This is a genomic window from Flavobacterium phragmitis, assembly GCF_900112575.1.
GTDB lineage: Bacteria > Bacteroidota > Bacteroidia > Flavobacteriales > Flavobacteriaceae > Flavobacterium > Flavobacterium phragmitis.
The window spans coordinates 47,289-61,436 of the sequence record NZ_FOMH01000009.1 but is presented as its reverse complement, the minus strand read 5'-3'; the positions used below and the strand labels follow the sequence as shown (position 1 = coordinate 61,436).

At 37.4% G+C, this 14,148-nt stretch carries 6 protein-coding genes; all 6 read right to left on the bottom strand.

All coding sequences use genetic code 11. The features are described from left to right. Positions 1-130: 130 nt before the first annotated feature. Entirely contained in the window at positions 131-862 is a 732-nt protein-coding gene (locus BM289_RS16340; protein ID WP_091495484.1) for a hypothetical protein, read from the bottom strand. Between the two features lie 168 nt (positions 863-1,030). Then, positions 1,031-2,272 (bottom strand): hypothetical protein, encoded by a 1,242-nt coding sequence (locus tag BM289_RS16335; protein ID WP_091495482.1) that lies wholly within the window; start codon positions 2,270-2,272, stop codon positions 1,031-1,033. A gap of 341 nt (positions 2,273-2,613) precedes the next feature. Further along, positions 2,614-7,650 (bottom strand): beta strand repeat-containing protein, encoded by a 5,037-nt coding sequence (locus tag BM289_RS16330; RefSeq protein WP_091495480.1) that lies wholly within the window; start codon positions 7,648-7,650, stop codon positions 2,614-2,616. 381 nt (positions 7,651-8,031) lie between these two features. Beyond that, positions 8,032-9,966, bottom strand: coding sequence for a glycoside hydrolase family 43 protein (locus tag BM289_RS16325; RefSeq protein ID WP_091495478.1), 1,935 nt, complete (start codon positions 9,964-9,966; stop codon positions 8,032-8,034). A 47-nt stretch (positions 9,967-10,013) separates the two neighbouring features. Further along, the gene (locus BM289_RS16320; protein ID WP_091495476.1) at positions 10,014-12,572 is read right to left on the bottom strand and encodes an alpha-L-arabinofuranosidase C-terminal domain-containing protein; all 2,559 of its coding nucleotides are present in this window, start codon (positions 12,570-12,572) and stop codon (positions 10,014-10,016) included. Continuing rightward, positions 12,572-13,942, bottom strand: a complete 1,371-nt coding sequence (locus BM289_RS16315) for a glycoside hydrolase family 27 protein (protein ID WP_091495474.1) — start codon at positions 13,940-13,942, stop codon at positions 12,572-12,574. The genes BM289_RS16320 and BM289_RS16315 overlap by 1 nt, the downstream gene beginning before the upstream one ends. Between the last annotated feature and the right edge of the window lie 206 nt (positions 13,943-14,148).

Genomic DNA, 14,148 nt, shown 5'->3' with positions numbered 1-14,148 from the left:
AGTTAATTTTATAATTGGAAATCAATTTAGTATTACTTTTTATAATCACTTTTACCTCTCTTGCCTTACAATAGGCAGAGAGATAAAAGTGATTGAATATTACTCTAATTATTGCTTTCTGAGCGATTAATTAGTTAATCCATTGAACTTCGATTTTATCACTTGTCATAAGAGAATAATCTTCTGGATCTGCACCACCTGTACCATTAACTGTTAATTTGCCAGCTGTTAATGTATAGTCTGTACCCGCCAATAATTTAGCACCGTTACGATATACAGATACTTTAGTAACATCAGATGGCAAAAAGCCTAGATTACTTGTAGAATCTAAACTATCCACACTTGTACCAGCAGTTGTAACAGCTACCATTGCTGAACCAGTTTTAACTAATTGAGATGGTAACAACTTCATGGTTTCACCCGTAACCTCGTTACGTACTAAGAATGCATAGGGATCAGCACCTGTTGTAGTTCCAGTGTGACTAGATCCTTCTCCTATGTTAACCGAAGTACCTGGAGTCATATCGTTAGTTACTAACTTAATTCCATCAAGTGCAAATATTTTGCCTGCTGCGTCAATATAAGTGTGATCAGTTAATGCACCTCCTAATTGCCATGTGGTAACAATATTGCCAGCGGCATTAGTATTTGTAATTTGTGTAAGCCCGTTTTGTACCTGCAAATACTTAACAGTTCCCTTATTGTCAATTACCCTAACAGAACCACCTAGTGATACTGTCGCTCCTGGTGCAGCTACAGCCGCTTGTTTTGTTACGTCGGTAGTTGTGTTTTGTGCCTGTGCGCTTAGACCGAATCCTAGAACTGCCACTAAGGCAAGCATTCCCTTTTTAATTGTTTTCATGTTGCTTTTTTTAATTGTATTATTTTTAATGATTGAAATTTGTTAATATTTATGGTTACTGTTGTTTATTCTGAATATTTAAAAAACATTCTATTTTTTATTTTTTCTGTTTCATTTCATATATTTTTAATTGGTTAAAATTATTTTTTAATTAATGCTAGTTTATTTTTACTTCCATTGGTAAATTTTTATTTCATCACCTTCCAAACATGCTCCATTGGTATCAGCATACAATTGCAGTGTTAATTGGGAAGTTCCTGTGGTTGCGGTAAAATTTATTTCTACTCCGTTTCTGTAAACTTGTATTTTATCTAAAGAGGTGATAGGCAGTGGAGTAGGAAAATCCTTCTGTCCACCGACAGCAGCCAACTCCTGTTTTATAACCCCTGTCAACTGGTTCATGCTTATTTTTTTGACAACGCCTGTAGTAGGCTCCACCGTAAGTAATTCACCTGATGGAGTCCCCTGCTGCAAGCCGTTAAGAGCCAAAGTATTGGCGATATCCGTAGTTATGGTAGTAGGTTGGGTTAAACTTCCTCCTAATTGTACCTTGCCGTTGGCTGCGGTTAAACCATTGTCTGCCGTAATTAGCACAGGAACGGATGCTGCGGATGCTACGCCGTTTACAGTGGAGACTAAATTTCCATCTACCGCTGTTAAAGTGTTGCTGTTGATTATAGTTACATTGGGTCCAGTAACACCATTTACAGTAGTGTTTAAAAGGTTTCCTGCAGAAGTGTTGGATACCGTTGCAGCAGGCATTGAAGGTGCATTGATTTTATAAGGATCTGTCGTTGTTCCAGAACCGGTTACTGTTGTATTAGTTCCGTCAACAATTAAGCCTATGCCCCCTTGTGCTCCAGCTGCTCCGTCTTTTCCTGGAACACCTTGTGCTCCAGTATCTCCTTTATCTCCTTTATCTCCTTTTGCTCCATTATTTCCAGCTATTCCTGGAGGTCCCTGCGGTCCGGCTGGTCCTACTGGTCCTGCTTGTCCAACCAATTGCAAAACATTGGAAGTGCCGTTTTCATCTTTGTAGGTTAATCTGTTGGTATTGGCATCATAGGTCAGAGTAGTGAGTGTTTCATTAAATATAACAGGATCGCTTTTTCCTATTAATCTAACCCACTTATCAGTCTGCCAATAATAGAAACCCGGAGTTACATCATTTACTGTAGCTGTATTATAGACTAACAAGCTATTTGTAATGGCACCTGTAACCGGACTTTGATTAGTGGTTTGTATTAAAGATAGTCTAGGAATGAGTAAACCTTTATTTGTAGCAGTTACATCCAATTGTGCTGAATCGTCAGGAGTCAGTGTTCCAACTCCTACTTGAGCATGGCCTAAAAAACTTATAATAAAAGTTATAAGAATAAATAATGACCTCTTAGGTAGTTTTAAGTTCATCTTGATTAAATTTAATTCTAAAAATCTAATGTTAAATTATCTTTGCTAGTAGTGTTTTAGAAAGTGTAAATTTCCGTTTAGAATGAGGTATATTTTTACCACCAAACATTTTTAAAATATCAGATTAAGACATTGTTTCTTATGTGTTAAATCTCTTAAAGATTATGAAAAACTTTTTTTTATGTTTTTTTTCTCACAAATTAGCAAGCAAATAATTTCTAAAATAGGCTTTAAAGGAACGTGTTTTCTGCTATCATTATATGCAAAAACATTTAAAGGCGTAGAGGGTCAAATCTTATAAAATCAATAGATTACCAACCTCATGAAACACTATTCCCCTATTAGAACTTTGAAATCGTTTGCCATTTATCGCTTCCATCGGTAATTATCTGGTAAGCAGTTTTGATATCAACTGAAATGAATGTATCTGTTTCATTAACCGCAGCACTTGCGCCTGCAAATGTGATCGTAACCGTGTTAGCTGCAAAACTGTCGACACGCTTTATAATGAATACCCTTCCTACAGCTACACCAGAAGGAAGTGTAATGGTGACATTATTCGAAGCTGCATCAATTAATATCACATTATCTGTTGTAGGATCCACAGTGTAATCAGCCGTTCTTCGCACAATATTCATCGTGTTTAAAATACTGCTTACTGGAGCAACGATTCTTAAATTGCCATTTGCATCAGCAGTAACGATATTGTCTGTTGAGGCACCTGTTGGCAAAGTACGTACACGGGCAACTCCATTAACATCCAGTACAGCTGTTGGAGCATTTGTATTTATACCAATCTTACCCAGTAACGAGGCAATAGTGTTATTTATACCTGTACCAAACAAAGTATTGCCTATGTTCATTTCGTTGCTTACAGTGACTGAAGAAGCATCAACATTAATACCGGAAGCCCCACCACCAATTAATATGTTGCTGCTACCACTAGTATTAAGTATACCTGCACTATCACCAATTGCTACATTATAATTACCTGTAGAATTGTTTTGAAGCGTTAGGTTACCTAATGCTGTATTGTATCCTCCTGTTAAATTATGATTCAGAGAACTTGCCCCCAAAGCTGTATTATAGGAACCTGTTGTATTATCTCCAAGTGATAAATAACCTACAGCTGTATTACGTCCTAAAAGAGTGGTACTATTAGCATTTCCGAGCGCTAGAGCACCAACCGCTGTGTTACCAGAAAAACTAGACCCTGTTGCTTTACTCAAAGCTGCATAACCAAAAGCCGTATTATCGTTAGCAGTACCACCAACAGCCAAAGCACTGTTTCCGAAAGCCGTATTTTCAAAGCCTTGTTGCGCAACCGGAGTAGTTGACCAATTAGATAGTGTCCTATAGCCTAAAGAAGTATTTGATTTTCCAATAGCTGCGGTGCTAACCATACCCGATACAGTATTATTAACCTTGAACATCAAATACTGGTCATCTGTAGTTCCAATGAAATTAGTAGCTGGAGTTGTAGTTGCGTTACCTATTGTAGACCACATTGATTGCGTTACTGTTTTGAAAATCCCACTTGAAGCGTCAATAGCTACAAGTCTATCTGATGGAGTTCCTGTTGGAAGTCCAGTAATCGCGAAAGTATTTGTTACTGTTGTTGCAATTGCTGTTGGTATTGTTAATGTTCCCCCTAATTGCACATTGCCATTCGTTGCAGTTAATCCATTACCTGCAGATATTAAAACAGGAACTGCCGGTGTTGTCGCTACTCCGTTTACAGTTGAGACCAAATTTCCATTTGTGGCAGTTAATGTGTTACTATTAATAATGTTCACTCCTGTTCCTGTTATTCCATTTACTGTCGTATTTAAAGAATTGGCTGAACTTGAATTCGAAACACCGCTCACTGCATCTGAAGTCACTGAAACTCCGTTTACATTCGAAGTCAATGTATTTCCAGCAAGACTCAAAGCGTTTGTAGTTCCAGAAGCCAGAATCGGACTTAAATCCAAAGCCGTGCTCGCAACGCCGTTTACTGTCGTCGTCAAACTTGTTCCTGATAATGAGGTTTCGTTTGTATTGACAATCGGAGCGCCCGAACTTGTGATGCCGTTAACCGTAACTGTGGCTGTATTCACTGTTGATGCATTCGAAACCCCGCTAACAGCATCAGAAGTAACTGAAACTCCGTTTACATTCGAAGTCAATGTATTTCCTGATAGACTCAAAGAATTCGTAGTGCCCGAAGCCAGAATCGGGCTTAAATCCAAAGCCGTGCTCGCAACGCCGTTTACTGTCGTCGTCAAACTTGTTCCTGATAATGCATTCGAAACTCCGCTCACAGCATCAGAAGTGGATGAAACTCCGTTTACATTCGATGTCAATGTATTTCCTGAAAGACTCAAAGCATTTGTAGTTCCCGATGCCAAAATCGGGCTTAGGTCTAAAGCTGTACCCGAAATTCCATTTACAGTGGTAGTCAGGTTTGTTCCCGATAATGCATTTGAAACACCACTCACAGCATCAGAAGTCGCTGAAACGCCATTGACATTCGAAGTCAATGTATTTCCTGAAAGACTCAAAGCATTCGTAGTTCCTGATGCCAAAATCGGGCTTAGATCCAAAGCCGTGCTCGCAACGCCGTTTACAGTCGTCGTCAAGCTTGTTCCTGATAACGACGTTTCGTTTGTATTAACAATCGGAGCGCCGGAACTTGTGATGCCGTTAACCGTAACTGTCGATGTATTCACTGTTGATGCATTCGAAACTCCACTCACAGCATCAGAAGTAACTGAAACTCCGTTTACATTTGAAGTCAATGTATTTCCTGAAAGACTCAAAGCATTTGTAGTTCCCGAAGCCAAAATCGGACTTAAATCCAAAGCCGTGCTCGCCACGCCGTTTACTGTCGTAGTCAGGCTTGCGCCTGTCAAAGATGTTTCGTTTGTATTGACAATCGGAGCGCCCGAACTTGTAATTCCGTTTACTGTAACTGTTGCAGTATTTCCAGTTGATGCATTCGAAACTCCACTCACAGCATCAGAAGTAACTGAAACTCCGTTTACATTCGATGTCAATGTATTCCCTGATAGACTCAAAGCATTCGTAGTTCCCGATGCCAAAATCGGGCTTAAATCCAAAGCCGTGCTCGCAACGCCGTTTACTGTCGTTGTCAGGCTTGTGCCCGACAATGATGTTTCGTTTGTATTGACAATCGGAGCACCCGAACTTGTGATGCCGTTAACCGTAACTGTTGCTGTATTCACTGTTGATGCATTCGAAACCCCGCTCACAGCATCAGAAGTCACTGAAACTCCGTTTACATTCGATGTCAATGTATTTCCTGATAGACTCAAAGAATTCGTAGTGCCCGAAGCCAGAATCGGGCTTAAATCCAAAGCCGTGCTCGAAACGCCGTTTACTGTCGTAGTCAGATTTGTTCCTGACAATGAGGTTTCGTTTGTATTGACAATTGGAGCGCCCGAACTTGTGATGCCATTAACCGTAACTGTCGACGTATTTACAGTTGATGCATTCGAAACTCCGCTAACAGCATCAGAAGTCACTGAAACTCCGTTTACATTCGAAGTCAATGTATTTCCTGAAAGACTCAAAGCGTTTGTAGTTCCCGATGCCAAAATCGGACTTAAATCCAAAGCCGTGCTCGCAACGCCGTTTACACTCGTGGTCAGATTTGTTCCTGATAATGAAGTTTCGTTTGTATTGACAATCGGAGCGCCGGAACTTGTGATGCCGTTAACCGTAACTGTCGAAGTATTTACAGTCGATGCATTCGAAACCCCGCTTACAGCATCCGAAGTCACTGAAACGCCATTGACATTCGAAGTCAATGTATTTCCTGAAAGACTCAAAGCATTTGTAGTTCCAGCCGAAATTATCGGACTTAAATCCAAAGCCGTGCTCGCAACGCCGTTTACAGTCGTAGTCAAACTTGTGCCCGACAATGATGTTTCATTTGTATTGATAATATTGACATCTGCCCCTGTTATTCCGTTTACTGTCGTATTTAAAGTGTTTGCCGTCGATGCATTCGAAACCCCGCTCACAGCATCAGAAGTAACTGAAACTCCGTTGACATTCGAAGTCAATGTATTTCCTGAAAGACTCAAAGCATTCGTAGTTCCAGAAGCCAAAATCGGACTTAAATCCAAAGCCGTGCTTGCAACGCCGTTTACTGTCGTCGTCAGACTTGTGCCTGACAATGAGGTCTCGTTTGTATTGATAATATTGACATCTGCTCCTGTTATTCCATTTACTGTCGTATTTAAAGTGTTTGCCGTCGACGCATTCGAAACCCCGCTCACAGCATCAGAAGTCACTGAAACTCCGTTTACATTCGAAGTCAATGTATTTCCTGAAAGACTCAAAGCATTCGTAGTTCCCGAAGCCAGAATCGGGCTTAAATCCAGAGCCGTGCTTGCAACGCCGTTCACTGTCGTGGTCAGACTTGTTCCTGATAATGAAGTTACGTTTGTATTGACAATCGGAGCGCCCGAACTTGTGATGCCGTTAACCGTAACTGTTGAAGTATTTACATTTGAGGCATTTGAAACTCCGCTCACTGCATCTGAAGTCGAAGAAACTCCATTCACATTTGAAGTCAATGTATTTCCCGCCAAACTTAAAGTATTGGTTGTGCCGGAAGCTAAAATTGGACTTAAATCCAAAGCTGTACTCGAAACTCCATTTACTATTGTAGTCAGACTTGTTCCTGATAATGAAATTTCATTTAAATTCACAATCGGAGCGCCGGAACTTGTAATTCCGTTTACTGTAACTGTTGCTGTATTTGCATTTGAGGCATTGGAAACAGTCGTAGATCCAACCGGAATTGAAGAAACATCTAACATTGCTCCTCCATCACTTCCAACTTTTAGTAAATTCCCTGCATTAGCACTTACCACTTGAGATATAGTTGAATTTCCAGCTTCGTTTGTATAAGTTATTGCTCCTGTAGTTGTATTTTGAATCTGGGTTGTGATCGTTTCATTAGCTTTTACAATTGTACTAAAATCAATTATTTGAGAATTTCCTGAATTATCAATATATGAAAAGGTTTGATTAACCGAATTATAAATAACAGATCCAGCTGGCACAGCTGTTTCTCCTGACACTACAATTCGATTCCATTTATTGTCAAACCAGTAGTAATATCCTGGTTTTATATCAGCAACTGTTGCGGTATTAAACACAAGTAAGCTATTAACGTTTCCGCTGGTAATTGTTGATGTATCTGTCGAAGCTGTTAAATTTATTCTCGGAATCAGTACTCCTCGATTAGTTGCAACCACTTCTAACTGTGAAGAAGCATTAGGCACCGGTGTACCTATTCCAACTTGAGAATAAATGGTAAAACTTCCTAAAAATATAAATATGCAAAGTAATTTATTCTTCATAAGATTGAATTATTAGAATTAACAATTTAAATTATAACAGAAATAAAAAAACAGAGAAATAAATTCTTGACTCTTTTAATCGAGCAGAATTCTAAAAAACTATTGCTTAAACGAAAAAAACAATAGATAAGTGGCAATTGCATTCCTAATACACTGATTTAAAAAGGCAGGTAATACTAAAAGGAAAATTGGTGCAGATATGTGATTTAACTAAAAAATAATGCGTTTTATTTTTTGATTTGTAAATTTAAACAAAAATAAAGTACTAATAATCAGATATTTAAAACTTTATTATTACTAAAAAACTTATACAGAAGCATTTAGACAAAAAAAGCCAATTTCTTAATTGAAATTGGCTTTAAATTCTGAGTTATAAAAAACTTATTTTAAACTTTCTATTCCTTTATGAGTTGGAACAACCTGCTTAATAGTTCCATCTGCATTAAACTCTAATTTATCGATGCAGACTTCACGATGAAAACCTCCAGCATCCCCCATTTTTATTCCCGTTGGATAAGAGAATCTGTGATATACAATGTACCATTCGTCTTTGTTTGGAATTTGCAATACCGAATTGTGTCCCGTTGCATAAATTTCTTCGTCTGGTTTTCCCTGAATTACGATATTATTTTCCGGAATTTCCAATGGTCCTGTTGGGGAATTTGAAATTCCGTATCTCACTTTGTATTTCGGACTTCTAGTATCGTCTTCACTCCAAAAGAAATAATATTTTCCATTTCTGTAAATCACATAAGTTCCTTCACGGAAAGAATTATTAACAGCTATAATTTTTTGGGTATTTGGTTTTAAAGAAACCATATCGGGATTTAATTCAGCTACCGCCATATACATATTTCCCCAGTACAAATAACTTTTGCCTGTTTTAGGATCTGTAAAAACATCAGGATCAATTTCTTGTCCATCTTTGATTCCTTCTGGTCTTTGGGCAACAATTGCTTTTCCACTGTCTTTAAAAGGACCAGTTGGATTATCCGAAACTGCTACACCTACTTTTTGAGCCGCTGTGAAATAGTAAAAATATTTATATTTCCCTTTAATCTTTTTCTCTACAATACAAGGTGCCCACGCATTTCTGTTTCCCCAAGGCACCTCTTTTTTAAGATCCAGAATTACGCCTTCATCTTTCCAATCCACTAAATTATCAGAAGAGAATGTTTTAAAATAATATCCTGACCAGCTGTTAAATCCGTCGCTTGTTGGATAGATATAATATTTCTTTGTTTTGTTTGAGTATAGAATTTCAGGATCAGCATAATAGCCTTCTAAAACTGGGTTATGATTTACTTTTGGAAACTTTTCAGGCGTTCCCCATTTGTCCGTAATTCTTTTTAATTCAGAGCGTGTAATTGGCAAAATAGTCCCGTGACGCGGATTAAAATCCATTGAAATATCGTTGTCAATTACACTGAAATTTTCTAGGTCTTTCGTTTTTGTGAATTGATATCTTCCTTTGGTGTAAACATCATACATCAAAATATATTCATCTGAATTATTCAATTTGAAAACACTTGAACCTTCTACTCCATCTTTTGTTTGTTGCAGATAATTGTCATTTTCAATCCAGTTTCCTGAAGTCAAGTCTTTTGTAACTGCGACTTTGATTCCCGGCGTATTGGTTTCTGTTTTATAAAAAAGATGATATTCTCCATTTTTTTCGATGATATCACCATCAATACAAGCATTTCCTGACTTTGGAACAAATAATAATTTCGGTTCCCCTTCTAAAGCTGTAAAATCTTTATTCGCGTAAGCATAATAAATTTTATCAGGACCACCGGCATGCTGCATACTGAAATAAATCATGTATTTTCCGGCTTTCGCGTCATAAATTGTCTGCGGTGCCCAAACTCTTTTTAAGTTTTCGTTTCCTGAAAATGTAGTCTGGATATTCACAATATTGCTTTTCCAGTTTACTAAATCGGTACTTTTTAATAAAACCATAGCACGGTTACTGTCCCAGCCTTTTGAAGAAGTCATATCGGTCAAAACCATATAAAATGTTTTGCCGTCTTCTCCGCGTAATATATGCGGATCACGAACGCCTCCCGTCGAACTGATTGCTTTACTGTCTATAACCGGTTTGTTTCCATTAAGACTGTAATAATGATAACCATCCTGACTAACAGCATAATTTACTGCCTCTTCTTCTACTTTATTTCCAATAAAATAAACAAATAAATAGGCGGTTAAATCTTTGTCTGCCACTGCAGGCGGCACCCCTTTTGCTTTATCTTGCGCTTGTAAAAAAGTTGAAGTCAATAACAAGAATACAAGACTAAATTTTAATTTTTTCATTTTTTAAAAAGTTTATTACTATTCTATTTTCGAAAATAATGAACAGCTTATTTTTTAGTTTTAATACGAATTACAGTAAAAGAATAAGGCGGTAATTCTCTTGAAAATGCTTCTTTAACAGTAAGATTTTGAATTATGGGTCTAGCATCTGTTTTTTCTGGATTTCCAGCTAATACCGTATAACTTGCATTTTCATTTGTGGTCAAATCAGCTATCTCGATTGATGGCAGAACCGTAACTGGAAGTATGTTAACTAATTTGACAATCAAATCTCCTGAAATGCTTTCTTTAACAACAGATACACCAATGCGTTTATTAACCTCAGCATTATCGGAAGCTTTTATGCTTCTCTCGATATAAATATCCCCAGGATTCTGACCGTAAAGTTTTTGAACAAAATAATTTACTGTCGGTTTTACTTCATTTCCATTAAAATAAATTAAATCCGGATTCCATTGTGTATGTTTTTCTCTTGCCAGTAACGGCGCATACGAAGCCATAGAAACCACATCTCCGTTTCTTTCAACGCCTGTTAGATACAATGCCTCTGCTAAAGCGTTATAAAACTTATTGCCCCATGATGCATATTCTCCTAAATATACCTTAGATTTTGAACGATCATAACTATCGTAAAAATCGTTATTATTGATAAACCAGCCCGGCGATTGATAATAATGTTCGTCTACAAGCGGCAGTTTTAAATCATCGGCAATTTTCCAGCCTTCTCTGTAATCTGTTCCTTCAAAAAATGGTCCGACAGTTCCAATCACCTTAATTTCGGGATATTTTTGCTTTACCGCTTTTACAATCATTCGATAACGTTCTTCAAAAACATCACTGATTAAATCTTCATTTCCAATTCCGACATATTTCAAATTAAAAGGTTTTGGATGTCCCGCCTCAGCACGTTTTTTACCCCAAACTGTACTGGCGCTTCCGTTAGCATATTCAATTAAGTCTAAAACATCCTGTACATATTCGTCCATATCTTCCATCGCGATTCCAAATTGTTGTCCGGAACCTCCGTCAGATGAATTCTGACACGGAACTCCCGCTGCCAAAACAGGAACTGGCTCGGCTCCTAAATCTTCACAAAACTGAAAATATTCAAAATATCCCAATCCCATCGATTGATGATAATTCCAGATATTTCGCATTCCAATTCGGCTTTCAAGTGGTCCAATGGTATTTTTCCATTTGTAAATGTTATGCAATCCGTCTCCGTGTGCCACACATCCGCCCGGAAAACGAACAAATTTTGGGTGCATATCCGCAATTGCTTCTGCAAGATCTAATCGTAATCCGTTTTTACGGTTTTTGAAGGTTTTCTGTGGAAAAAGTGAAATCATATCAACAGCCGTTTCTCCGTTGGTACTAATTTCTAAATGAGCATCTGTAACTGTTTTTGCTGATTTTAAAACCAGATTAAACTTCTTCCAACTATTTGAAGGTGTAAATGTCGCTTCCGCTAAAGTTTCTCCGCTCGCCGTTTTCAGGCGAACAACCGCTTTTGTTCCTTTGGCAAAAACACTAAAATCGTATTTTTCATTCGCTTTAAGCGTAATTCCGTCAAAACCTGAATTCGTAATATTTCCATTTTTTATTACGGCATAATTGGGATTGTTAACATGAATTGGATTTTCTTTTTCAATTTTAAAATCACCGCTCCATGCCATTGAAACATTCCATTTTGGATCACTTCCTTTTTTATCCTGAAGCGAATATTCGAAATCACGATTCTGAATCAGTTCTCCATATAAACCGCCATCTGCTGCATAATTGATATCTTCAAAGAAAACGCCAGTAAGCATATTACTGATTTTTTTTGAATCTTGACCGTTTATTTTAATTTCGGCCTTAACCGGTTTTAAACCTAAAAAAAGTAAACTGTCACTTTTAGGAGAAGTATTGTTCTGTTTATCTCTAAACTTAACCGACTCCATTTTTTTAATCATGTCGTCCACTAAATTCCAATCTACCTTATGCAGTGTTCCTTGTAAAACCGCTCCTTGCAACTTAATTTCACTTTTTAAATTTAAAGGAGAACCATTAGCATCAATTACAGCGGGAGTATAATTTTGAAAGTCTTTTGTAGTGGTATAATAATTTTGTCCGCTTTCGCTAAAGTGAACTACATATTTTCCTTCTTTCTGACTAACCTGAACATTTAGGATAACCGATTTATCTTGGTTTTTTCCAACAAAATTTTTCATTCCCTGAATATAATTTTGCCTTCCCCAATTAACCAAATCCTTACTTTCTGAATGCGCAAAAACATTATCTCTAACACTCCAAAAACAGTGAAAATTTCCAGCATTATCTTGAACTAAAAAAGCTTCAGACATACTTTTCCCCGTTGGTCCCCAGCTTCCAAAATCTGATTTTAGAAAACTGAACTCTGGACCAATGGCAAACCAATTTTTCTGATCTGTACTCCATGCAAAATGAAGTCCGTTTTTTCCATTATTTTTTAAAGTAGAATACGCAAATAAGTAAACTTTACCTGGATTTTCATCTTTTGTTTTGATAATAAATCCAGACATTCCAAAAATAATGGTAAAAAGCAAAAGCAACTTAATAGTGCTTTTAAGCAAAAAACTTTTCATTATTTTTTGCTTTTTAATTGATACAGAACTGAACTATGTGGTTTTAAATCGGCTCCTATTTCTTTGGAGGCTGTTTTAGATTTTTCGCCTGTCCACATATTTAAAACTTCGGCCGTGCCTGAAATTCCAAGCTCTGAAAGGTTTACAGATACTTTCTGTGAGTCTTTATCTGAAATATTAAATAGAGCCAAATAAACACTTCCGTCTTTTGCATTTTTTGAAGTCACTGCAATTTTTCCATCTTTTTGGAAAAGTTGTTTTACAGCCGTGCTTTCGTTATGCATTTTTACTACCTCTTTATTCGTTAATAAGGATAAAGTAAAGGCATCATTACTTGGCAAATCTCCACCAAAAAACAGGGGCGATTTGAAGATGTTGAAAAATGTAATTAAAGTATATTGCTCGTCTTTTGTTAAACGAGTCATTCGGTCATTGCCACGTTCTCCTCTAATCGAAATGCGTCCTAACGGAATCATATCGCAATCTGGCCATGTTCCCGGTGCGATGTACGGATACCATTTTTGTGCTACATCCATTAAATGCGTGATATGGGGCCAAGTATCCCAAACATCATCAACCATACGCCACATGTTAGCGTGTGTACTTACGTGCTGTGCTGCCGAAATTGGTGTTTCTCCTGGCGAAGTACTCAACACAATTTTGCGTCCGCAATGGTCGATAGCATTTCGAATCAAATTGATTTCTCCTTCGTGATACGGCCTTGATAAATCATCAATTTTAATAAAATCTACTCCCCATTGTGCGTACAATTCGAAAATAGAATTATAATATTCCTGTGCTCCCGGTTTATCCGCTACAACTGTATAATTGTCTCTCAGCCATTCGCATTGTAATGCTGTTGAATAGATCTGATCTGCTGTAATTCCGTTTGTTCCCTTAATCGGCATTTTTTCTTCAACGGCTTTTTTTGGAATACCACGCATAATGTGAATTCCAAATTTCAATCCTTTTTTATGAATATAATCGGCTAAAGGCTTAAAACCTTGTCCATCTTTTGCAGAAGGAAATCGGTTTACAGCAGGAAGATATCTTCCGTATTGATCGATTACATAACGTGGATCGGTTTGATTGTACCCGCCTGCTTTGTCATTTTCGACAAACCATCGAATATCGACTACGACGTATTCCCAGCCAAATTTCTTCAGCTCTTTTGCCATATAATCTGCGTTGGCTTTTACTTCGTGTTCTTCAACAGTCGGCCCGTAACAATCCCAGCTGTTCCAGCCCATAGGCGGTGTTTGAGCCCATTGTTTAAATTCTTCTTTTTGAAATGGTTTGGTTTGTGCGTTAGATACAACTGACAGGAAAAATGCTCCCATCATCATGGCTAGTAAGTTAGTTTTTTTCATTATAAAATGGTTTATGTGTAAGTTTTACACTTTAAATATAATAAAAAAAAATTACCCCATTGTTTTTTTATAATTACTTGATACAATGGGATAATCAATTTCATTATTATATGTTTTTCATCTCAATCGATGAGAGATTGATAACGTTCCGATAGGACGTTCTTAATTTTTCATTAATGGTTACCTCAACTACCTATGAGATGTTC